This is a genomic window from Rossellomorea sp. YZS02 (genome assembly GCF_033963925.1).
Lineage (GTDB): Bacteria > Bacillota > Bacilli > Bacillales > Bacillaceae_B > Rossellomorea.
This window is the reverse complement of record NZ_JAXBLY010000010.1, coordinates 111974-137063: the sequence shown is the minus strand read 5'-3', so window position 1 is coordinate 137063 and position 25090 is coordinate 111974. Positions and strand designations below refer to the sequence as shown.

Annotated in this window: 22 protein-coding genes; 4 read left to right on the top strand and 18 right to left on the bottom strand. The window is 35.4% G+C overall.

What is annotated here, in order from left to right; translation table 11 throughout:
* The first annotated feature begins 105 nt into the window (after positions 1-105).
* The 3 genes from SLH55_RS11805 (at position 106) to SLH55_RS11795 (ending at position 3600) form a co-directional block, all read left to right on the top strand.
* Positions 106-315, top strand: a complete 210-nt coding sequence (locus SLH55_RS11805; RefSeq protein ID WP_320323490.1) for a hypothetical protein — start codon at positions 106-108, stop codon at positions 313-315.
* Positions 316-910: 595 nt separating this feature from the next.
* Positions 911-2707 carry an AAA family ATPase gene (locus SLH55_RS11800; protein ID WP_320323489.1) on the top strand — a complete coding sequence of 599 codons (1797 nt, stop codon included), beginning with the start codon at positions 911-913 and terminating at the stop codon, positions 2705-2707.
* Entirely contained in the window at positions 2704-3600 is an 897-nt protein-coding gene (locus tag SLH55_RS11795) for an HNH endonuclease (protein WP_320323488.1), read from the top strand. Before SLH55_RS11800 ends, SLH55_RS11795 begins: the two co-directional genes overlap by 4 nt.
* Before the next feature lie 90 nt (positions 3601-3690).
* On the opposite strand, the gene glyA is transcribed toward SLH55_RS11795, so the two are convergent.
* From glyA to SLH55_RS11705, 18 genes are all read right to left on the bottom strand, one after another.
* Complete coding sequence (glyA, locus tag SLH55_RS11790) at positions 3691-4932, bottom strand: serine hydroxymethyltransferase (protein WP_320323487.1); 1242 nt, start codon at positions 4930-4932, stop codon at positions 3691-3693.
* Between the two features lie 28 nt (positions 4933-4960).
* Positions 4961-5818 carry a bifunctional 5,10-methylenetetrahydrofolate dehydrogenase/5,10-methenyltetrahydrofolate cyclohydrolase gene (locus tag SLH55_RS11785; RefSeq protein WP_320323486.1) on the bottom strand — a complete coding sequence of 286 codons (858 nt, stop codon included), beginning with the start codon at positions 5816-5818 and terminating at the stop codon, positions 4961-4963.
* 322 nt (positions 5819-6140) lie between these two features.
* Positions 6141-7307, bottom strand: coding sequence for a nucleotide sugar dehydrogenase (locus SLH55_RS11780; protein WP_320323485.1), 1167 nt, complete (start codon positions 7305-7307; stop codon positions 6141-6143).
* A gap of 216 nt (positions 7308-7523) precedes the next feature.
* The gene (locus SLH55_RS11775; RefSeq protein WP_320323484.1) at positions 7524-8750 is read right to left on the bottom strand and encodes a nucleotide sugar dehydrogenase; all 1227 of its coding nucleotides are present in this window, start codon (positions 8748-8750) and stop codon (positions 7524-7526) included.
* 13 nt (positions 8751-8763) lie between these two features.
* Positions 8764-10608 carry an alginate lyase family protein gene (locus SLH55_RS11770; protein WP_320323483.1) on the bottom strand — a complete coding sequence of 615 codons (1845 nt, stop codon included), beginning with the start codon at positions 10606-10608 and terminating at the stop codon, positions 8764-8766.
* Positions 10609-10634: 26 nt separating this feature from the next.
* Positions 10635-11807 (bottom strand): polysaccharide biosynthesis C-terminal domain-containing protein, encoded by a 1173-nt coding sequence (locus SLH55_RS11765; protein ID WP_320323482.1) that lies wholly within the window; start codon positions 11805-11807, stop codon positions 10635-10637.
* A gap of 65 nt (positions 11808-11872) precedes the next feature.
* A complete protein-coding gene (locus tag SLH55_RS11760) occupies positions 11873-13165 on the bottom strand; it encodes a hypothetical protein (RefSeq protein WP_320323481.1) in 1293 nt (430 codons plus the stop codon).
* Positions 13166-13189: 24 nt separating this feature from the next.
* Positions 13190-14347, bottom strand: coding sequence for a glycosyltransferase family 4 protein (locus tag SLH55_RS11755; protein ID WP_320323480.1), 1158 nt, complete (start codon positions 14345-14347; stop codon positions 13190-13192).
* 38 nt (positions 14348-14385) lie between these two features.
* Positions 14386-15300: a glycosyltransferase family 2 protein gene (locus SLH55_RS11750; RefSeq protein WP_320323479.1), complete on the bottom strand. Its 915-nt coding sequence runs from the start codon at positions 15298-15300 to the stop codon at positions 14386-14388.
* A gap of 55 nt (positions 15301-15355) precedes the next feature.
* The gene (locus SLH55_RS11745; RefSeq protein WP_320323478.1) at positions 15356-16222 is read right to left on the bottom strand and encodes an NAD-dependent epimerase/dehydratase family protein; all 867 of its coding nucleotides are present in this window, start codon (positions 16220-16222) and stop codon (positions 15356-15358) included.
* A complete protein-coding gene (locus tag SLH55_RS11740) occupies positions 16219-16878 on the bottom strand; it encodes a sugar transferase (RefSeq protein WP_320323477.1) in 660 nt (219 codons plus the stop codon). Before SLH55_RS11740 ends, SLH55_RS11745 begins: the two co-directional genes overlap by 4 nt.
* Entirely contained in the window at positions 16875-17702 is an 828-nt protein-coding gene (locus tag SLH55_RS11735; protein WP_320323476.1) for a formyltransferase family protein, read from the bottom strand. The genes SLH55_RS11740 and SLH55_RS11735 overlap by 4 nt, the downstream gene beginning before the upstream one ends.
* An 18-nt stretch (positions 17703-17720) precedes the next feature.
* Positions 17721-18401 (bottom strand): PIG-L deacetylase family protein, encoded by a 681-nt coding sequence (locus SLH55_RS11730; protein WP_320323475.1) that lies wholly within the window; start codon positions 18399-18401, stop codon positions 17721-17723.
* Positions 18402-18597: 196 nt separating this feature from the next.
* The gene (gene galU, locus SLH55_RS11725; protein WP_320323474.1) at positions 18598-19491 is read right to left on the bottom strand and encodes a UTP--glucose-1-phosphate uridylyltransferase GalU; all 894 of its coding nucleotides are present in this window, start codon (positions 19489-19491) and stop codon (positions 18598-18600) included.
* Positions 19492-19503: 12 nt separating this feature from the next.
* A complete protein-coding gene (locus SLH55_RS11720) occupies positions 19504-21324 on the bottom strand; it encodes a nucleoside-diphosphate sugar epimerase/dehydratase (protein ID WP_320323473.1) in 1821 nt (606 codons plus the stop codon).
* A gap of 450 nt (positions 21325-21774) precedes the next feature.
* Positions 21775-22542 (bottom strand): tyrosine-protein phosphatase, encoded by a 768-nt coding sequence (locus tag SLH55_RS11715; RefSeq protein ID WP_320323472.1) that lies wholly within the window; start codon positions 22540-22542, stop codon positions 21775-21777.
* Positions 22543-22644: 102 nt separating this feature from the next.
* Positions 22645-23346 carry a CpsD/CapB family tyrosine-protein kinase gene (locus tag SLH55_RS11710; RefSeq protein WP_320323471.1) on the bottom strand — a complete coding sequence of 234 codons (702 nt, stop codon included), beginning with the start codon at positions 23344-23346 and terminating at the stop codon, positions 22645-22647.
* A complete protein-coding gene (locus SLH55_RS11705; protein WP_320323470.1) occupies positions 23330-24070 on the bottom strand; it encodes a YveK family protein in 741 nt (246 codons plus the stop codon). Before SLH55_RS11705 ends, SLH55_RS11710 begins: the two co-directional genes overlap by 17 nt.
* Positions 24071-24263: 193 nt before the next feature.
* Here SLH55_RS11705 and SLH55_RS11700 point away from each other — a divergent pair, with 193 nt between their 5' ends.
* Complete coding sequence (locus SLH55_RS11700; protein ID WP_320323469.1) at positions 24264-25061, top strand: SGNH/GDSL hydrolase family protein; 798 nt, start codon at positions 24264-24266, stop codon at positions 25059-25061.
* The last annotated feature ends 29 nt before the right edge of the window (positions 25062-25090 follow it).

Sequence of the window (25090 nt, the reverse complement as noted above, 5' to 3'; positions counted from 1 at the left end):
TAGATTCATTCCACTGTACTTTCATTAAGAATGGAAACGACTTGTTACAAAATATCTACAAAAATGGTAATCTTATAGGTAATGATCAAAAAGGATGGTGTGATTATGTGGCTAATAGGTGTACTTGGTTTCTTTGGATTTGTGATCTACGCTATTATGTCTTTAGTATCGGCAATCAGAAAAACAGGTAAGTGGAAAAAGTACTTACTATTTTCTGGAGCTTCACTCTTAGTTATGTTTATTGTGGCAGCTATCGATGGTACTAATGATGTTCAAGCTGCGACAAAAAACGTTATGTTCCTATACCTTAAATGAGGAACGATATTCTCCACGATCTCCATTTCCCCGATGGGATCCACTTCCAGACACCTTGAGAAGAAAATTATTCTTAAAAGGTTACTTCATGAAAACAATCCCTTCAAAAAAAAATGCCATTGCTCTAACCCTTACTTTGTCATCAAGCTCGGTCCAATAAATTTGTACTCTTAGCTAGTCCAATAATTTTTTATTTCATTCTTATCGCTTCCTTCTCTGTCTCTGTGTAACTGATTGGGATCCAAACCAGGTTTCCAGCCTAAGTGATGATTTTCAACTCATTACCCACATACACAATATTTATAAAGAATACCCTTAAAATCTATAAGAAGCCAACCATCCCTGGGATTATAGTTATGTTATCCATGATAAGCATTTAAACAGCTCCCAGTATAAGGAATTATCATGCAAGGAGGCATTTTACGCCCGCATGCTTCCCATGCTTTTCAAGCATCTGTAAGTTCAATATAATAAGTAGCTAAGTGTCAATTATTAATATTAATCCTGTGTAAATTTACCAATACATTGATAATATAGTACTATAGAATAATCGTTTACTACCCTTAATTATAAATGTTAGAAAGGTTGAAACAGAATGAAGTTAATATATTGTTATATTGAAAATTTCAGAGGAATAAACAACTTAAAATTAAATTTATCTAGTACGCACGATGTGACTATTGAAGTTGTTAATGGGAAGATACACTTTCTTATTACAAAACAGCCCAAATGTGTTGTAATTCTTCCAGATTATATATCTGATGTTTCTTTGTTGATAGGAAAGAATGGGACAGGTAAAACGAGAATTTTGGACCTACTATCCATTAATAGAAAAAGCTTAGACGACGAAGATGAACGAAAATCTTCGTATTTTATGATCTATCATGTTGAAGATGATACATACTATATAGAAGGAAATAGCGAAGCATTAATGAATAAAGTGAACTTATTAGGAGATTTTGAAACAAGTGTGCAGCATGAGGATATTTATCTATCCTGTTTCTTTGAGAGAAATGGAAAAGATAACAAGCTATTATCGAATCGACCAAAAGAGGCATCCGAAACATCCATCATCTACTTAAAAAACACTTTTTATTCTAGCGCAATGGATTATGAGCAACCGAGTAATATTTTGGTGTCTAGAAAAATTGTTAATATCAACCGAATTGGTTACTACCATAAATATTCACTTATTAAATACCTAAAAAAGAGGGAAGGAGAGAGTAATAAACTATTTAATAATATCGAGAAAACTATGTTTTCCATACAAGATAACCTTGGATTTACAAAAGTATTTAAGGATCTGAGGCAAATTGTAGAGTTCCTACAGAATCCCAACATGATAAAAAGGATAGGAATTAAATATACATACTTAATTGGATATGTATTAAAAGTCTTGATTTTATATATTACAAGGGCATCCAATGAAAATAAGAGCTATAGGCAAACAAATACTAAGGAGAATAGCGGCCATTTCCTCTTGGAACATAAGGTGAAAAACATAGATACAAGCTTGTCTGGTGAAGAAATTTTGAGGTCATTAGTCGAACTTTTCAGGGAGTTATTTGTAGAACTTGATGTAGGAAAGAAGCTTAGTCTTTCTTCGAATTTCTTAGAAAAGTTTAACCATTATATATCTAATCTCATTACATTGAATGAAGAGTATTTCACTATGAAAGGAATAGAAATACCCATGTTTGCAGAAAACAAACCGTTCTCTTCATTTCTTCAATGGTTAGATAAACTTAACTCTAATTTTATAGATGACTTTAAAATAAGTATATCCACTGGACATCTGAGTGCAGGTGAAGAAACATTTTTAAATCTTTTTACATCCATTTATTCTACACAAGCAGATAGCGGGGATATGATCATTTTATTAGATGAACCGGATTCTTTTATGCATCCTGAATGGTGCAGGAGGCTCATGAATGAATTATTTCACTTTATAGAAGAGGTAACCCTGAACAAGAATCAACGTTATCAAATCATATTATCTACACACTCGCCTTTCTTATCATCAGACTTACCCAGTAAAAATGTCATTCCTTTGGATTACCACAATGGGGACATCATTGTAAAGGAAAATGGTGAGGAAACCTTCGCCAATAATATCCACAAACTTCTATTCAATAAATTCTTTTTAGAGTCAACCATTGGTGAATTCGCTTCTGAAATTATTGATAATAGGATTATTGAGAAACTTAATGGTGATAAGTTGGAGGAGCAGGAGATAAACGAAACTCTACATATAATTGAACTTATCGGCGAACCGGTCTTAAGGAAAAAATTACATGATATGTTAATACCACATTTAACAGAAGATCCGATAGAACAAGAAATATTGCGTTACGAAAAAAAATTAAAGGAGCTGAAAAAAAGAAGAAAATGATATCAATCAAAAATGAGGATTTAGACTCCATAGCCCATAAACATTACGAGGCAGTTAAAGAACACCTTAATAAAAAATACAAAGGAATAAATTATTATAAAGAAATTGATAATTGGTTTAAGAAAAACCATTTTAACATTAGCTTTAAAACAGTGTTATTAGCAGATGTTCCAACATTGAGAAAGATTAAGAATAAATACAAACAAAAAAAGTATCCTGATTTCTTATACAAGTTGGTACGAGTTTATAAAAACAATTTTTCACCTAAAGATAGCTACCTAGGGAGTAACCACTACAATTCTTTAGAATTAGCCAAAATTCTCGGGGTAAATACCTGTCCCTATTGTAATCGTAACTATATCAATTCAATTACATATGGAAGTAAAGGCCATCGTCGAACTTGTCAATTCGATCATTTTTTCCCGAAAGACAAATATCCTTTCTTAGCTCTATCTTTTTATAACCTTATACCCGTTTGTTATAGTTGTAATCATATAAAACATAATCAGGGCATTTCTGTATCGCCCTACGAAAATGATATAGATAATATGATAAAGTTTGAATATAAACTAAAGGCAGCACAAGGGATTTTTGATCCTGAATTTCTGGAAATCAATCTAAAGCCCCTGGATAAAAGAATGGAGAGGAATATTGATGTACTGAGATTAGATGATAAATATTCTTTTCACACTAAGGATGCACAAGATATACTATTAAAAGCCATCATGTTTAATGACAGTCAAATTGACGAGTACTTAGATAAATATGGAGATTTATTTAATAAAAATGAAATGATTGATTTAATTTACGGGACAGATCTCAACACAGGAAATTTTTCAGAAAAACCTATCTCAAAATTAAGAACAGATATTTTCTCTCAAAGAAGTTGGTGAATTTTTTATCGTTTTAAATCAATCAACTATGTATTGGGTATAATTAAATTCCCCCACTAGGAAGATAAATTCCTAGTGGGGAAGTCCTCACTATCTTTTAGGATATAATTCAAATTTACTTGTTAAATCCAACACACGCTTGCGTGCTTCCTCTAATTTCGCTTCATCTTCGTGGTTCTTAAGAGTCAACGCCATGATCGAAGCAATTTCGTTCATGTCCTCTAATCCGAATCCTCTGGAGGTCACAGCAGCTGTTCCGATACGAACTCCACTTGTAACAAATGGGCTTTCCGGATCGAATGGAGTCGTATTTTTATTAACGGTGATCCCGATTTCATCAAGGACTTTCTCCGCCACTTTACCAGTCAAGCCAAGTGAACGAGTGTCGATCAGTAATAGGTGGTTATCAGAACCTCCGGATACTAGGTCGATCCCTTCCTTCACAAGACCTTCTCCCAAGCGCTTCGCATTGTCGATGATGTTCTGAGCGTACTCTTTGAAGGAATCCTGCAGAGCTTCACCGAATGACACAGCTTTAGCTGAAATGACGTGCATGAGTGGCCCACCTTGAAGACCAGGGAAAATAGACTTGTCTATTTTCTTCGCAAATTCTTCTTTACAAAGAATCATACCGCCACGTGGTCCGCGGAGTGTTTTGTGTGTCGTTGTCGTCACGAAATCTGCGTAAGGAACCGGGTTTTGATGAAGACCAGCCGCTACGAGACCAGCGATGTGAGCCATGTCTACCATTAGGTATGCTCCCACTTCGTCAGCAATTTCACGGAATTTCGCGAAATCGATCGCTCTTGGATACGCACTTGCTCCCGCTACGATCAGCTTAGGTTTGTGCTCTAACGCTTTTTGTCTAACATCTTCGTAATTGATCAGGTGCTTTTCTTCATCCACACCATACTCTACGAAATTATATTGAATACCGCTGAAGTTGACCGCACTTCCGTGAGTCAGATGTCCCCCATGAGATAAGTTCATTCCAAGAACCGTGTCGCCCTGTTCAAGGATGGTGAAGTAGACTGCCATATTGGCTTGTGCTCCTGAGTGAGGCTGAACGTTGACGTGTTCTGCTCCAAACAGTTCTTTCGCACGGTCGCGGGCCAGATTTTCGGCTACGTCCACATGCTCACAGCCACCATAATAGCGACGACCTGGGTACCCCTCTGCATACTTATTTGTCAAAACGGAGCCTTGTGCTTCCATAACGGCTTCACTGACAAAGTTTTCAGACGCAATTAACTCGATCTTTGTTCGTTGACGCTCTAATTCATCTTGAATCGCTGCATAAATTTCCGGATCTTGTTGTATTATTTTGTTCATAGATGTCTCCTTCAATAAAATGTATAGATTAGTGGCTAACTACTTTAAGAGATTGCTTTTCTGCCGCCTCAACCGTGTGCTTAAGCAACATAGCAATTGTGACAGGTCCTACTCCTCCTGGAACAGGAGTAATCGCTTTGACTATCCCATCACAAGATTCAAAGTCTACATCCCCAATATTACCTTTGTTATAGCCGGCATCGATAACAATGGCATCTTTCTTTAACCAATCACCCTTAATAAAATTCGGCTTACCAACTGCTGCGATGACGATGTCAGCTTGTTTTAATATGCCTTCTAAATTATTTGTGTAAGAGTGACACGTGGTGACAGTAGCATTTCTATTTAATAGTAAACTGGAAACAGGCTTACCTAATATAGGACTCCTTCCAACCACTACCGCGTGTTTACCTTCTACATCTAAGTTATAATGGTTTATTAATTCCATAATAGCTGCTGGAGTACAGGAGGGATAGGTTTCAACTTCTAATGCAGCTCTTCCAAATCCACTACTTGTCACCCCATCGACATCTTTCTTAATATTTATTGAATCAAATGCCGCCCTTTCATCTATTTGTGAAGGGACAGGATGTTGTAGCAGTATGCCATGTATATTTTGGTCAGCATTTAACCTACCTATTAGATCAATTAATTCTTCTGTTGTTGATTCTTCTGGAAGATGATATTTATGCGATTTTATACCTATCTTCCTACAAGCATTACTTTTCATCTTGATGTAAGTTTCAGATGAGGGGTTATCCCCGACTAGGATAGTAGCTAGGCAAGGAGTTATCCCTTTACCAGTAAGTTCTTTTAATCTTGCTTCTACCCCTTTTTTAATTTCCCCAGAAACAACTCTTCCATTTATTATATAATTTTCTTTCATTATAAAACTTCCTTTTTTATTTGTTAAGTGATATATTGATTCTTTAACAATGTGTATTATGGTATTGAAGATAAGAAGCTTTCGAGCTCTGCTCTAATATGGTTACTGAGACTTGTTTGTTTTTAAGAACATAACAAAGTTAACACCATATTTAAAATTTTTGGTGTGTAAACACCGATAAGTCTGACTCCCATATTTGAAAATATTAGGAACAATAACGTGTTTGCAATCAATAGAGTTACCTTTGTAACTTAAAACAAGGTTATTATTTATAATAAATAAAATAAGCCCGCTAAGCCATAAGCATAGCGGGCTTATTTTATTAATCCCTACTAAACAAATCTCTTGTATAAACCTTATTCTCTACTTCACGTAAGTCTTTAGATAATCGATTTGCAACAATCACATCTGATGCCCTCTTGAATTCCTCAAAATCATTAATCACTCTTGAATTATAGAATGTTTCTTCTTGAAGGGCTGGCTCATACACAACGACCTCAATCCCCTTGGCTTTCAGACGTTTCATTACACCTTGTATTGCTGACTGCCTAAAATTATCAGAATCCATTTTCATGGTAAGACGGTAAATACCCACAACTTTAGGTTCCCTGCTTATAATCATTTCAGCAACATGATCTTTCCTTGTTCGGTTTGCATCTACTATTGCTGCCATGATATTATTCGGAACATCTTCATAATTAGCCAGTAGTTGTTTTGTATCTTTAGGAAGGCAATAACCGCCGTATCCAAATGAAGGATTATTATAATGTGTACCTATTCGTGGATCTAGACCAACACCATCGATAATCTGTTTCGTATCTAATCCTCTTACTTCTGCATAGGAGTCAAGCTCATTAAAAAATGCTACCCTCATAGCTAAGTAAGTATTTGCAAATAGTTTAATAGCTTCAGCTTCTGTTGAATTGGTAAATAGGACATCAATATCTTCTTTAACCGCACCTTCTGCTAGCAAATCAGCAAAAACTTTTGCTCTATCAGACTGTTCACCAACTATAATTCTTGAAGGGTACAAGTTATCATATAATGCTTTCCCTTCTCTTAAAAACTCAGGTGAAAAAATAATATTATCTGTCTCAAATTTTTCTCTCACTGCTTCTGTATAGCCTACCGGAACCGTTGATTTAATAACCATCACTGCATTAGGGTTAATAGATAAAACATTGGCAATAACCGCTTCAACAGTTCTCGTATTAAAGTAATTCTTATCAGGGTCATAATTGGTAGGTGTAGAAACAATTACATATTCGGCATCTTTAAATGCTTTATAATTGTCCGTGGTTGCAGTCAAGTTCAGTTCTTTTGTTGCTAGGAATTCTTCAATCTCATTATCTATTATTGGAGACCTTTTATTATTAATCATATCTACTTTTTCTTGAATAATATCTAATGCAATTACCTCGTTATGTTTAGCCAGTAAAACGGCATTTGATAAGCCTACATAACCTGTTCCAGCTATTGTAATTTTCATTCTGAGTACTTCCTTTTCAATTTATAGACTAAACATAAAGCTATGGAAAACAATAATCCCTCTAACAAATCCAGATGCAAAAATAACAAATTGAAATTTGTTGGGTAAAATAGAGATACATTTCCACTCAAATTTAACTTTTCTCCTAATCCCAATGGGAAGTTTATAATAGCATTAGAAATGTTCTAAATTGCATCAATTTTCATACCCTAATATTTACAATGTATATGAACCATGAAAAGTACAGATATTCTTAGTATCTAAGACTAGTTTATCTTTAATTAAATCCATATTACTTTTAAGATGGTCATGTCCAACCATAACAACAAGAATTTGTATTTCATCTAAAAAGTCATTAAAATTTAGAAACTGGTCATTTACTATCCTCTCTTTTACAAACGGGTCAAAAACTTTCACCCCAAAAGCTAGGTGCTCGTCCATTCTATTTAATAATTGAAGCGTGGGACTTTCTCTAGTATCGTCAACATTTTCTTTATATGCTAATCCATACAAACCAACCTTAGATATATCTCTAATGTTATGTTCTCTCATGATATCTCTGATTCTTCCTAGCACATGTCTCGGCATTGAATCATTTATTTTTCTGGCTGTCAGAATAAGGTTTGTTAAATCTGGATAATCTCCAACTAAAAACCAAGGGTCAACTGATATACAATGGCCTCCAACTCCTGGACCTGGCTGTAATATATTTACTCGTGGATGCTTATTTGCAATTTTAATTATTTCGTATACGTCCATGTTATCAGTACGACAAATTTTTGCTAATTCATTAGCAAATGCAATGTTTATATCTCGATAAGTGTTCTCAACCACTTTCGACATCTCTGCAGATCTAATATCAGTTACAACGATTTCCGCCTTACAAAACTTTGAATACAACCCATTTATTTTTCCACCAATTTCGCTATTATCAGCACCAATTGTTCTGGAATTATGTTCAAGTTCGTAGATCATATTTCCTGGGATAATTCTTTCTGGAGCATGTAATATATGAATATCTTCTCCAATTACAAACCCTCTGCTCTCAATTTCCGGGCGGATATATCTATCTGTTGTTCCGGGTGAAATAGTGGATTCAATTATTAGAGATGATCCTTTTTCACAAACATCAAGTACGCTATTGACAGCAGAAATTACATATTTAGGATCTAGCTTCTTACTGTCTTTTAAGTAAGGAGTTGGTACTGCAATAATGTAAGTATCTGATTTCTTATACTCAGTTGTAAATTCTATTCCATTATCTAAAGCTTCTTGGAATAATTGTTCTAATCCTTCTTCTTCAAAAGGGGGTTTACCTTCCGATAAAGTATTTACTAGTTTTATGTTAAGATCAGTGCCTACTACTTTCAAACCACTTTTTGCTAACATTAAAGCTGTAGGCAAGCCAATATAACCAAGACCTATCACATTAATAACTCTCATCAATTTCATCCTCTCACTTCATTTTAATTACTGTTTCTAAACATTCGCTATTCATAGTTATTTTTACTTTTTTTCCTATTTTAACCTCACCATATGACTTGGATATATATTGGTCTATTACCTTAATTGTCCCATTTTTAATAGATAAGATTATGTTTATTTCATTTTTCTTAATTTCAACATTTTTTTCATCTATTTTAGTTAAAGTGGCAGTTTCATCAAATATAAAATTAATAAAAGACTCTTCTAATAACTTACTAATATTATCTACTATTACAACATGATCGTTGTAAATGTTAATCTTTCTTGTATATTCAATTCCAAGTGAATCAAGATAACCGAAATGCCTTCCTTCGAATGAATCTTTGTTTACATGTATGACTTTTGATTTGGTCATCTCTTCCATTTTAAACATATCTATATCAATATCGTTTTGCTCATAATTACTAATAGATAATGTATTATGTGAATCTGTCGAGCGTAATAAACGTCTCAAATCATAATCTCCACTATAGTAGCCAGTGCCAGGATCTACTATAATCTGTTCTCCAAAAATATTTAGAACTAAGCTCAGTTGATCATTATGAGCGTGACCACCAAGCCCATTCATCCCTATTTTCCCACATTTTACAATAATATCGAATACATCATTAAAGATGCGGTATATACCACTGGCTTTTAACCCAATAGGAGATATTATTTCTTTATCTTCATTTAATAAACTCATTTCTTTGGCGATCATAATTAAATAGCTAAAATCAGTTTTGTCGTTAATGGATAAAACATCACATATAATTAATCTTCCATTATCCACATCACCTATTAATGGGATATGCTTATGATTAATCATAAGTTTCTGTAATGCTTTAACCATCTTGATTGCAATTTTCTCAATTGCAATAGGGTACTTGATATTATTTTTTTCAAAAATATTAATCGTTAATATTATCATTTCTGTATTTAAGCCATGATATGAAATAGAATCCTCATAACTAAAACCATCATCATATATTTGGTAATGCAGCTCATTGAGCAATTGTTCAATTGAGAAGTCTAAATATCTTTTAGACATATGTGACAAGTATGTACTTTTAGCACCTTTGAAATAAAGTCCTATCCAACTTAAACCAACTAAATTTGAGAGGTAATGGTTATTTGTATTCAAACCCTTCTCAAGATTATTCCATATATACACACCATGTAAGTATATTACTTCATTTAATTTTGCTCTAATTTTTATATTAAGTCTTTTTGATTGTTTCAATAAAGCAATTGCTTGAATTAAATTAACTACCCGTATAGAAACTTCCATTGAGACAGTCCAATTTACCGAATGGTTAATTGGGTTTTGCTCAATCCATGTAAAAACATCATCAATAATTTTATCAACATATTTTTCGTTAGCAGTAAGTTGGTACGCTTGAGCTAATATTACCAAGTGATAAAACCTAGAAAGTTCCCAAACATGTTTTATGTCCGTAGATACTTCTTTATCTTTTAAGGTGTATTTTGAGTAATGCTTCAATTCCCATTCATAGTTAAAAATATAATCTTTATTCCAATCTATCTTATCACCCACATTAACAGTATTTCCCGAAATGTCTCGGTATAAATTGTCCAAAACATTATCAGCATAATTTATAATTGCGTACTTATAGTCACTACTAAATGATTGTATAGTTTGCTCGGAAAAGAAAAACTGACTATTAGTAAAACCGTCATATTCTTTTGGTTTTACTCTAGAGTTTTTACTTGTTTTTGTATTTTTGACATACTTCTTTTTCCTAAGCCTATATATTATAATTCTTAATTTTTCAAGTTTACTTTTGTCAGAAGTCAAAAGATTTTTTAATATCATAAATTCTCCTTCTAAATAGACGCAAGTTAACTTCTATTTATATATTTTTTATATTGATATATAAACATAATATTGTTTACTATTAGTGCTAATATAGTGGCAATTATTGCTCCTAAAACTCCATAAATAGGTATAAATATAAAGTTAAAGGCCACATTACATGTTGCAAGAACAAGGGCATTAATAAATTTTTGTTTCCCTAAACCCTTAGCACTAAAAAAATGATTTATAGGAACATATATGGAACTTAATACTGCCAGAATCGGTAGTAAATAAATGTATTTCAGAATTTCATAATAAGCTTTGTCATAAAAGGAAATAATTAATATGTACCCCAATATTGATAATGCAATGGAAAATAAAAAGCTAATTACAAGATTTAGTATAAATATTTCTTTTTTAATTTTTGTCTGTTTTGCAAAATCCTTAAAAAGCATTTCAGAAATAGAGATGCTAAATAATTTCACTGGCATTATAAAAGTTAATGCCAAATTATATATCCCTACACTTGTAAAACCTAAAAAATGTTTGAGCATAAGTTTATCAAGATCATAAGTTCCCATTGCTATAAATTGTGAAAAATGAACTTTAATTCCATACCCTTTAATATTTTCTAATAAGTATTTTAAATTATTAGTTAAGTTTGAGAAGGTCGGTTTCAACCTAAAAATAAAGAATAAAGAAACTCCCAACATGCTTGACGAGTAGATATATATACTATCGTAAACATTATGAGCAAATATAATGATCAACAAGAAAGTAAGTAAATACATAAAAAATTCAAAATAATACATCGAAAATCTTTCATGAAGACCTACACTTATTTTTTTGACAAATAAATTTAACATGTATCCACATGACACAATACCTATTAGACCGTAATGTTTAAAATCATAATAATAAAGTGCAAGTGTTAACACTAATGAAAATAATATACTTATAAAAAATGTTAAAACAAACGTCGTACCACATAACTCTTTGTTGTTATCCCTTGATATAAGATACATTCCTGTATCAATCACACCAAACCCTACAAATAAATAAGCAAAATTTAAAATTATTAAAAATAAGCTAAACATACCAAATTCAGTTGGGTTTAAAAGTTGACTACTTAAGTACAGTATCAATAGATATTTAAGACCCATACTGATTATTTTAATATTAAAGAGCTTTATGATGTTTTTATATTTATTCTTCACTTTTATTTTACTCACCTGTCTTTTAATAAAATGAGCTATAATAATAATCAAAAATCACATATTAATTAATACTCTATCCGCTTAGTTTGAGACAATATTATGAATGCAATTAGTATGCCCCCTGTTAACAGTGCGGTTAAAATAGCTGTATTCCACAAAGCATAAATAGGCGTTAATAATGTTATTAGTACTATTTCATTACCCAACCTACCCGAAAACCTATCGAAGCTCTTAAAAAGTAAAATAATGATGAAGGTGGCTAACAATATTCCAATAAAGCCACCATTCATATATTCACTACCTAAATATCCCGTCACAGCATTAGTATTGACATCATTAAAGTATTCCCTTCCTATTATAAATGAAGGTACTACATTAAAGTCAGTACTCACTCCTAAAATCCTTCCGAACATGGTATAACTCCAATATTGAAAGCCTTCTACACTAAAATATTCATAATAATAGTAGCTTAACAATGCAGGTAGATATATAACTCTCCGGATAAAAATATCAATTATATAGCTGTTGTATAGTAATGTTGCTTCTAAGAAACTAATAATAAAAGTAAATGTTAACCCTTGTGTGAAAAATAAGTGTAAATTTCTTAGTTTACTAGAAAATTTGAAAATAATCAGAACTACAATTAATGTGAATAGAACCATTTTATTTCCAGTTAATATAAATAGCCATAACTGGAAACCAATATAAAACCACATCATACCCCGCTTATTATTTATATGACTCAAAGCAATCATGTAAGGATTTATTACTTTGGTTTGCCAGCTAAACAAATAATTCATACCCCAATTATAGGATATTAATTCTCTTACATCATAAACATTTACTAAACTAATTACTGCCCCAAAATTTAGATGGCCAATATTTTGTACGGTCATAGCAAAAAGAGTGTATATAGAAATAATAAAAATAATTGGATACCCTTTAAAGTATAGATTTTCATTAACAAGAATCAAACTTTTTTTCTGTTTACTATCTATATATAAAATAAAAAAAATAATAAATATGAATGATATACTAGCCATTACAAAGAAAGCCGTACTCTTATCCATTAATCCGTAAATCGAGCCTATCGGCATATATATAGTGAAAAAAATTACAATTGTTAAGAAATGCGAAAACTTCTCCCTATTATAATTCGTTAACAAAAAAAGCATAATTAATAAGGTTAAATACGAAAAAGATAATTTGTAATGGTTTATATCCAAAATGAAACCCTGATAGCCCCATTTAGTAGAAATGTATCTAATTAATATAACATCCATCAAAATCCTAATACTAATAGGTAGAAACAAAAAAATTAACTTATCTTTCGCTATTGTACCTTTAATTTTCTCCACCTACTTCTTTTTTAAGTTACGCCATTATATCTCATTATATATTTTAATTAATTTATCTTTCATCGTACTCCAAGAATATAACTTAAAAACTTCTTTTGATCTTTCTCCCATCTCATTTACTATTTGAGGGTTTCTAAGAAGATAATCTAAAGATTCTTTAAAATCTTTTTCCGAATAATTAATAGATATCCCAATCTTTTCTGATTGAACTATCTTGTCTATTCCAGTGCCCTTAGCCACTATTATTGGCTTCCCTAACATCATTGATTCATACACCTTATTAGGAGCTGAAAACTTATGATTAGGTATAGATGGATCATATATTGCAAACATTGCATCACACGTTGTATAGAGATCTAATGCCCTATTATAATCAACTTTCCCATGAAAATTCACATTAGAATATTGGTTAGAGGCTTCACTTACATAGTTCTCTAAATTACCCACTCCAGCTATTTCTAATTGAATTCTTTGATCCTGAGAAACAACATTAATTAGCGATTTAATAAACCTTTTTTCTTCAAGACTCCCAACATAACATAATCTGAAGCTTTCTGTGTGATTTAATTTTGTGTTCAGCTTGTTAGATCTAGCAGTTTCGGTTTCCTCTGGTCCAATATTAACCGGGGTATTATGAATTACCTCTAATTTTTTTGGGCTACTTCCTTTAATTTGATTTATTCTTTCTTCAGTACAAATAATTGTGACATTTGCTGAAGATATTATTTTATACTCTAATTTACGAATCCAACTTTTGATTTTTCGGGGAATACCTGGCCTACTATCTACATAAAAGTCTGCTATATGATAAACCAAAGGTTTTTTAAACAGTTTTGTAACTATTAATGAGGGTATACCTGCATCTAAATCAAATGCATGAATACTATCAAACTTTTTATTATTAGACAATAGCCAACAAAATACAATGAGTTGATAGACTAGCAGTTGGGAAATATTTGAGACTCCCCTACCAGTTTTACTTGGTATTTGAAATTCATAATTTTCAACCAACTTATCTTTAACATCATATTTGCTTTCCAATATCTTTCTTTCGCCCTTCTTTTGAGACCTATTCCTTGATAAAAAAAAAGGTTCGTACCCCCCATCTGTTAAGGCATCAACTACTCTCAACATACCTGCATTTGTTTTTGCTTCAGCATTTCTAATAATACATACTTTCACTATTTTCTCTCCTTATTAAATGCATTGACTCTTTTAAATTATTTCTGAAGCCTATATTTTTGGATTTTTTTGATATGGTTAAGTGTCTCTGCTATACAATCTATTGGAGATGCTAATAAAGATAGTATAAAGTGTTTAAACATAATCATTCTCTTATTACTTCTTTTCCCTACTATCATCATTACGGCATGATGTCTAAACTTTACATATCTTTGTTCCCTAGGAGTGAAATAGGAGAAATATTCCTTCTTTAAATTGAAGAGTTCTACCTCTTTAATAATTTTATTCTCACCTATTGATATTCGTTCTCCATCATGTATGTATTGAATTACGTATGCTCCTGGACTATACCCTATTCTTAAATCTTGTTGAATAGCTTTCAGCATTAGCATAAACTCTTGACCCATCTTAACATCGTCAAATCCACCTATGTTTAGAAGGGCTACCCTTTTAAACATATAAGTTGCAGTTGGTGTTAAATGATGCATTATGTGTAGCTTTAAAAGTTCTTCATTTGAATTTTCTTTCACATAATGATGATCTCTATAGTCCACTAATACATTTTCATTATTATGGAACCTTACATCAGTAAATGATAAATCAAATTGTTTTTCTAACATAAAATTAACTTGTAATAATACTTTTTCAGGAAGATAAATATCGTCGTCATCAAGAAAAGTAACAAAATCACCAGTAGATTGAAAGATACCTTCATTTCTTGCAAGCGCCCCACCTAAGTTTTTTTGATTCATAATGTATTTAACTTTATAATTTAAGCGGTATTTCTCCATTTTCCTCGCTGTTTCTATCCTGTAATTTGACTTTGGATCATTATCATCTACAACAATTATTTCAATATTTTCGTATGTTTGTTTTAATACTGATTCAATAGCTCTTTCCAAATATTCACTTCTCTTATATGTAGGAATAATTACACTCACTTTTTCATTCATTTCTTTATCTCAACACCTTATATTTTCATTAATAAACCATGCTACTGATGATTTTTTATTTCTCTGTAATTTTTACTGTCTCAATAAAGGGTTTTGTCTCATAATCAATAACTTCACAACTCATAATTGTTCCCTGACTCCCTTCCATTTCTTTGGAATAAACAAAAGAGCCAAAAACCTTCCTAAATGTATCAGAATATTTTAGTACCCAAGAAATAGCCCAACCTAATCCGCTCATAATTTTCACTTTCTTACCATGGACACTTGAAATAATTTTCACTAAGTCTGTTGTATTCACATAATCCTTATTTTGAGGAAAATACAAACCACTTTCGCACTCATTAATTAACAAACGAATGAATTCAGATAAATTATCAATGTATATCATACTACGTTGATTCTCTACATCAGGGAATAATGGTAGCTTCAAGGCCAATGAAGCAAGTCTACTATAATTACCCGGACAATCTTTTCCATACACAATTGGTGGCCTTAAAGTCGCAACACGAAAATCTTTACTACTTAGCTCAGTAATCAGCTGTTCAGCTTCATATTTCGAAAGTGCATAAGGTGTCTTCGGTGCAGGTATAGTTTCTTTTGTAATTACTTCGGTAGCTGTACCATAAACACCCATAGTACTTAAAAAAACAAATTGCTTTACACCTTCTTTTTTTGCTTTTCTAGCGACATCTACAGTGAGATCTCTATTCACTTTAAAGTATTGATCTCTATCTCGGTTATTGACATGAACAATAGCAGCAGTATGAAACACAACATCATAACTTTTAAAAGAATGATCCCTCCAAGATTCATCCCTCAAACTGATTATTTCAACTAAATATTTATCAGGGAATTGTGAAATCCAATCCTTGAAGGATTTTCCTATATAACTATTAGATCCCGTTATAAGTATCTTTTTCACTTTGAAACAGTCCCTTCTTTTGTAGCACCCGCTTCATTAATTCCTTTTTTAACTTCCACTAACCTTTTATCGACGTACCTGTCTTCACCAAATAAGACAACTCCTACAGTCCTAAAGATAATTTTCAAATCCAGAAAAAAGCTGAAATTCTCCACGTAATATACATCAAACCTATATCTATCCTGTAAAGAAAGATAAATGTTCCCGCTCACTTGAGCTAATCCCGTCAATCCAGGCTTCATATTCAGTCTTTTAGAAATTTCTCCTGTATAGTCTGCTAGGGATGAAACCCGTTCAGGTCTTGGTCCTACTAAACTCATTTCTCCTTTTAACACATTCAATACTTGAGGAATTTCATCTACTTTACTTCTCCTTAGAAATTTACCAATAGCCGTTATTCGATCATCATCTTTCATCACTTCTTGGCCTTTGACCATGTTTTCCGAGCCCGGTTTCATCGTTCTGAATTTGTACACTTGGAATATCTTTTTGTTAAGACCTGGTCTCTCTTGTAAAAACATTATGGGTCCTTTTGAAGTAACCTTGATTAAAAATGCAATGAATAGCCATAAAGGAAAGAAAGGAATAAGTACAATTAGCGACACCGCAATGTCTAATAGGCGTTTAAGTGTGTATTGAATTTTTTTATCCTTCATGACTTTTCCTCTACCTCATAATCAATAGGAGTTAGATATCCATCTTTCAGTACTATCTCACCGTTAGTTGCACTTGTTTTGGCTGACCAAATTCTTAATGTGTTTTCTTCAGAGTGATAAAAAGATCCTGGGTAAGGATGAGTGACAGCCCTGATTAATTTATCCGCTTCATCCATTGTCATGCTACTTAATATTTCACCGTCTTCAGGCTTTCTTCCAGGCCATTCAGTGGCATCCGCTTCATTCTGTTTTGTTAGGGTGATGTTGTTATTAACTATGCTGTTCCAGTACTTTTCAATCAGAGTGATATGCATCTGGTCTACTTTTTTATAAAGCTCCGTGGCAGTTGAATGTGTATTCAGGCTAATACTATCTTGACCAATAATATCACCGGTATCTACACCTTCATCAAGCTTAAACATCGTTACGCCTGTTTCTTGTAACCCTTTAATAATCGCCCATGGTATGGCGGCCCTTCCTCTACCCACTGGTAATAAGGTTGGATGCATACCTATACAACCATGGGTCGGTGCTTCCAGAACTTGTTTCCGTGCAATTTGGGACCATCCAATAATGAACAACCAATCTATTTGATGCTCTCTTAACGCATCAAGAACTTCCTGGTCGTTGATATTATCTATCTTTAATAAAGGGACTCTATGTTCATTTGCAATATCATCAAGATAAATTCTTCCTGACTTCTTCTTTGCTTTGTCGTCTTTAAGGGTAATAAGGAGATTCAAATTACCGCCGATTCGGTATATCTCTTCAATGCAACTTAAGCCCAATTGAACACAGGTTGCAAATGCTATCTTCTTTTTCACTTTTATCCGACCTCTCTATTAGAATCCACGTCTAAAGACACTTTCAAATGCTTCCGCATATACCATGCCGGCTTGTCCTCCACGGTAAGCAGCTAATCCTTTAATTGCTTCTTTACTTCTAGGGTGAGGATAATCTCTCATTACTCCACGATACTGAGCTAGAGCCTCAATCTTTTTATCCACGCTCTTTTCTCCAACTTCAATGAAAGTATTAGGAGAAAACTGATTCATCGTTTTATTCAATCCCCATTCAGTAGAAGATGGAACTTCCATAAAGAGCAGTTCTTTCAGAGGCTTCACATCACTTCTTCTTTGAAATAATCTAACAGCAGCTTGGCAAGCAAGTGATGTATGCAGATGATCATTATTTAAATCTGCTGGATGATGAGTAAATACCACATCAGCATTTGTTTCTATAATTGCCTTTTCAATGAACTGAACAAGCTTTAAATGTGGCACCATGTTAAATTCAATGTTAGGGAAATCCCCAGTAATGACTCTATCAACACCTATGATATTCAAAGAATTTGCTACATCTTCATTCAACTCTTCAGTGGTTGGTCTGAAATTCCTTGCGTTGACATCACCTGAAAGAATACAGACATTTACTGAGTGACCTTCCTGAGCAAGCTTGTACATGGTAGCTCCTGCTCCTAGTATTTCATCATCTGGGTGTGCTATTACGACTAAGTATGACATTTCTTTTACCTCACTTCTCTTTCTCTCTATGTTGTACTCTTTAGTAATTTAGTACTTAATTGAAAACTTAATTCTATTAACTACTAATGCACTAAATTGTTTGGTAGAAAATATTCATTATACTGATACAACAGCCAAGCCATGAAAGACATTAAATTAGGTACTGAACATAATAATTCAGCACCTAATAGTAGAATTACTGGGCAATCTTATTTTCATTTATTGTATCGTTTAAATACTTAAGAACTTGCTCTCTCAAATCCTCACGCTCCAAAGCAAATTCCACAGTAGCCTTTATAAATCCAAACTTATCCCCAACATCATGCCGTTCACCTTCAAACTCATATCCAACCACCATCTGTTGCTCATTCAACTTCTTTATCGCATCTGTCAGTTGGATTTCATTCCCCGCTCCCGGTGTCTGGTTTTCCAAAACCTCAAAAATTTCAGGACGCAACACATAACGCCCCATAATGGCATAATTAGATGGCGCCTCTTCCACCTTTGGCTTCTCAACCAAATCATTAATATGAAAAACACCATTATCCATCTCATGATTATTAATAGAAATGACACCATATTTAGAAACTTCCTGTTCAGGCACTTCTTGAACACCAATAACGGAAGAGTTATAGCTCTCGTAAACATCAATCAGTTGTTTCAAGCATGGTTTTTCAGGAGAGTGTACAATATCATCCCCAAGGAGAACGGCAAACGGCTCATCCCCAATAAACCGACTAGCACAAGAAATCGCATGCCCAAGTCCAAGCGGCTCCTTCTGACGGATATAATGAATATTAGCCAACTTCGAAATCCCCTGAACCTCTTCCAGAATGTCGTACTTTTCTTTCTTCGCCAGAGTCTCCTCCAACTCATACGACTTATCAAAATGATCCTCAATCGCTCTTTTCCCGCGACCCGTTACAATAATAATATCCTCAATCCCTGAAGCAACGGCTTCTTCAATGATGTACTGAATCGTAGGCTTGTCCACAATCGGTAGCATTTCCTTCGGCTGTGCCTTCGTCGCTGGAAGGAATCGTGTTCCAAGTCCTGCTGCCGGAATAATCGCTTTTCTCACTTTTTGCATTTCTTCTACCCCTTAGTTGGCATTTTGCACCAATACTTTCTCTTTCTTATTTGCTAACCCCAATACATAGTCAGCCAAATACTGAGGATCAAACTCCGTATGATTTTCAATCAAATTTGAAACCCTATCATATTCAAAATCCACCGTCTTTCCAATAAAAATCTTAGGGAAGATCGCGTCATTATGAACCTCATTCTCCCCAAGCAGTTCCTCATACATCTTCTCACCAGGACGAATCCCTGCAAATTTAATCCCGATTTCTTCTATAGTATAACCCGATAAGGTAATCAAGTTCTTCGCAAGATCCACGATTTTCACTGGCTCACCCATATCTAGGACGAAGATTTCTCCACCACGCGCCAACGCACCCGCCTGCATGACAAGTCGTGATGCTTCCGGTATGGTCATGAAGTATCGCGTCATATCAGGATGAGTGACCGTCACCGGACCTCCAGCCTGAATCTGCTGTTTGAATAATGGAATGACACTTCCACGACTGCCGAGTACGTTACCGAAACGGACGGCCACGAAGTTCGTCTGGCTGTGCTTATCCAGATTCTGAATCACCATTTCGGCAATCCTCTTCGTCGATCCCATCACGTTCGTCGGGTTCACGGCTTTATCCGTCGAAACAAGGACGAACGTTTTGACGCTAAATGTATCGGCGGCTTCCGCTACGTTCTTGGTCCCGATGACGTTGTTCTTCACCGCTTCTTTCGGGTTGTATTCCATCAGCGGCACATGCTTATGCGCTGCGGCATGATACACCACATCCGGCTTGTGCGTCTCCATCACTTCGAAGATACGGGAACGGTCCTGTACATCCGCAATGATCGGAACAATCTCAAACTCTGTTTTATATTTATTTCGAAGATACATATCAATTCCGTAAATGGAGTTTTCTCCGTGTCCCAATAAGAGAAGCTTTTTCGGTTTAAACTTACTCACCTGGCGGCAGATCTCGGATCCGATCGATCCCCCTGCACCCGTTACAAGAATCGTTTTCCCTGTCACTTTTTCCGAAATCGATTTCGTATCGAGTTCCACTGGGTCTCTTCCAAGCAAGTCTTCCACCTGTACGTCGCGGAACTGATTGACCGACACCTTACCTGAGACAATGTCTTCAAGCATAGGCATGATCTGAGTCTTGGCGTTGGTCTTGCTACATTCTTGATACACTTTTTGGATTTCCGTCTTACTCATGGATGGAATCGCAATGATGATGGTTTCCACGTTCAGTTTCTCCACAAGCTTTGGTATATCTTTTGTTCTGCCAACTACAGTGACACCATAAATTTGGAGCCTTTGTTTCTTTGGATCGTCATCGACGAATCCTACAGGCAGGATATCTGCATCATGGTTTTTCATGAACTGTCGAACCAGCATGGAACCGGCTGCCCCTGCCCCAATGATAAGGGCACGTGCCTTTTCCTGTTTCGTTTTTATGTAATAGTCTCTGTACATCCTCCAGGAGAAGCGTGATCCTCCGATCAGGATGACGTGAAGCATCCAGGTGATGCCGAGTACACGGACATAGACGTTTCCATTCACAAGGAATTGAATGACTGCCGCAGTCGCGATCGACCAGGTAACGGCACGCACGATGGCGAGCATCTCTCCCACACTCGCGTATTCCCATGCCTTGTGATACAGACGGTAAATGAAAGCAAATAGATGGTGACTGACCAGTAACGCGATGGAGCTCACGATGAGGGTGGGTAGAGTATAAATGCTGAAGTATGGATTAAGAGTATAATATCCAATATAAATAGCGGTTAACACAATGATTGAATCCAGTAGCATCAGCAGTGATACTCTCTTTGAATAGCTCATATAGTTTCCTCCTTTTTCATATGATTGAGTCTGAATCTCATGCTCTTTCTATTTTTGACAAAATAAATACCTAAGGGAAACATATAGTGGTATATCCTTTCCTTAGGGATTTATCTATCCTCGTATTCTATTCTCTTAAACAGTTGATAAATAATAGGTTTCTTTAAAATCTCTTCCAACAGAAGAAGGAATCACATAAAGCGTTTTCATTGTTTCACGTTACTTCTACCTATTAAAATAGTAAATGCGGGCATCTAACCCTCCCTCACATCCCACCACTGACGACGAGCGTCTAAGGCGAAGTCTCCTTCCCCCACGGCGTGACCGAGTGCCTCCATGGATAATGGCAAGGAGACATTCCCAAAATTCTACTGTTGTCTTTGTGCATCTTTTCATTTCTAATTTACGAACGACAATAGTACTTTAGGATTTACCCATATATTGATTTGGTTAGAAGAGTCCGAGGAACTTCTTCTTCTTAATCAACTCAGGTATTTCTTTATAGATTGTTTTTCCATCTACGAGCATCTCTGCATTTTCTGTAAAGTAATAGACCATGTCTATTCCATACTTTTTCTCTGTATAATCCATGGCTTCTTCCATCTTGAACGTGCGATTATGTATATTATGTGCATCGGATGCAATGAAGTGTGTCAGGTTGGCTTGGATCAGCTGCTGTGAAAATTTCTGGATGTTCTTGCCGAAGTAGCCGACGAGACTGGATGCGGTTAGCTGTGTAACGGCTCCGTTTTTGACCAGTTTGTAGAGTTTGTCCGGTCGTTCGATGAGTTCCGCGTTTCGTTCCGGGTGGACGATGACGGGTGTCAGGCCTTCTACTTGGATATCGTAGAGAAGGCGGTCTGCGTATCTTGGTACGGAACTGGACGGAAATTCTATGAATATGTATGGGCTAACTTGGTTTAAAGGTAAGATATCTCCCCGATGATAATCTCCTAGGATCTCTCCATATATTCGGCACTCCTGCCCAGGCAGGACAGCCAAATCAATCTTTTCACTTCTCAATCTCTCATTCAACGAATCTACTAAGTGAAGGATATCAGGCCTTCTATTCTCGTATGATCCGTTCATATGATGGGGAGTCGCGATGATCGTATGAATGCCTTCTGATACGGCTTTTTTTGCCATGTCGATACTGTCCTCGATCGTTTTCGCACCATCATCGATTCCAGGAAGGATATGGCTGTGTATATCGATCATGTTGACTCCTCCTTTAATAGGTCATTCGACTTATTTTTACTTCATCTATCATTTTACTCTACTGGGTATCGATGTAAAGGGGTGAAAATTGTCGAAACTCTACTATTTTTTCCCATAATAGTAATAATAGCTCGTATCTTTGAATTCACGGTTATTTAAAACGACGCCGAGCAGTTTTGCTTTGGCAGCATCCAAGGTTTCTTTCGCTTTCTGGGCACCTTCAATTTCAGTGGTACCTGAGCTGATCACAAGGATTGTACCATCACATTGATTCGCCAGAACCTGTCCATCGGATACGGCCAGGATCGGTGGGGTATCAAAGATGACCTTGCTGTAGTTCTTATATGCTTCTTCCAGGAAATGAACCATGGCTCTCGAGCTCAGAAGTTCAGCAGGATTCGGCGGAATCGGCCCACATGTGAGCACGTCCATATCAGATAAATCCGTTGTATTTGTTACGTCCATCAGCTCTTTTTGTCGTGTCAACACGTTGGTCAGTCCAAATGTGTTGTTCAATCCAAATGTATAATGAGCCGTTGGTTTACGCATATCCGCATCTACCAGCAGGACTTTCTTGCCTTCCTGGGCAAACACCACTGCCAAGTTAGCTGCCGTAGTTGACTTCCCTTCACCGGGACCAGCGGAGGAAACCATGAGGGAGCGAATTTCATCATCCACTGAAGAGAAATTAATATTCGTTCGGATCGTCTTATACTGCTCAGAAATAGGAGACTTCGGTTGTGTCTTGGTAATCAGTTTCCGTTGATTGTTTATCTGCTTCGTTTTCTTAGCCAATGGTCTCACCTCTTACGCTCGATTTCTGATTGCTTCGACGACTCTTCTTCTCATGCTGATCTTCTATCCGGGTAATGGAACCAAGAACCGGTACTCCCAATAGCTTTTCAACTTCCTGTTCTGTTTTAATCGTATTGTCAAGGAATTCGAGTAAAAATGCTAATCCGACACCCAACATTAATCCAACGACTGCAGCGATGGCAATGTTCAGTAAAGGCTTAGGCTTGATCGGAGACTGCTTCTCCCCAACTTCTGCTTTGGCTAGAATACTGACGTTATCAACATTCATAATATTCGGAATTTCTTTTTGAAAGACTGAGGCCGTTTTATTGGCTATTTCAGCGGCTACTTCAGGATCAGTATCCTGAACGGATAGATTAATAACCTGTGAGTCGCTTTCACTTCCAACCGTGATTTTTTCATTCAATTGAGAGGTGGTCATATCAAGATCTAAGTCCGATATGACTTTATCCAGAATGGTAGGACTTTTAATAATGACATTATACGTTTTCATCAATTGGAGATTCGCCTGGATTTCACCTTGATTCAGAATAGGTTGATCAGACTTCGCTTGGTTAACTAACAGCTGTGTTGAAGATTGGTAAACAGGGGTCAATAGAAAATAGCTTACCCCTCCGCTTACTAAGATGGCTGTCAGGGTAATCAGAATGATTAATTGCATTCGCTTCTTTAATGTATCCATCAACTCGCGTAAGCTTATTGTTTCTTCCATAATTTCCTCCTAAGGGCAAAAATATGTATTATTATATCATATCATGTTGTTTTTCTTGTGGAATCTTGTCATAATTTTAATATACTTGTAAAAATACTTTACTCTATTAAACTATAGAACCAAATAATTGAAAACCCCTTTGCCAAAACTGGCAATAATTACTTCTACGGGTATCGATACGGAGGACCAATCTATGAAGAACTTATCTCTATTTTTATTAGCCGCCCTTACCATCGCCTTTCTGATACTCGGGAATATGTACTGGCAGGATCGAACGAATATTTCTGCTGAAGCTCCTGACGATACAGAGGTGACAGATACTGAAACTGTTTCTAAAACAACTGCTAAAGACACGGATGCTGAACCGGTCTATGAAGAACTGACAAGTAAATGGCCTGAGAACGCCCGTGCACAGTTTCTGGAGGCTCTTAAGGCAAAGAAAGTCTATAAGGTTGCCGTTGTCGGCTCGCCGTCACTTGGTACCGAATCAGGTGGCTGGAGTGAACAGCTAAAACAGAACTTAATGGATACGTACGGAGATCACATCGAAGTGATGCTGTTTCAAACGGATACCACCTCCACTGAGTTTGTGACAGGATCTGTTGCTGAAGAAGTCACCGCTTATCAGCCTGACCTTGTTCTGTGGGAGCCTTTCACATTGAAAGACAATACAGTCGGTGTCTCTCCTGAAGACACAGCTTATAGTGTGAATGTGTTCCTTGCAGACTTACAGGAAGCAAATGAAGATGTCACGCTGATTCTGCAGCCGGGGCAGCCGCTGTTCGGTGCTGTCTACTACCCTCAGCAAGTAGGGGAATTGAAAGCTTTTGCGGAAGAGAATGGCTTGACCTACCTTGATCACTGGACTGCGTGGCCGAAGAGTGATGATGAAGACTTGCAGGGGTATTTGACTGAATCACGGGATGTGCCGAGTGAAAAGGGGCATGAAGTGTGGACCGGGTATTTGACGGACTATTTTATTTCTCAATAATTTATATTATGAAAGACCTGTGACGAATG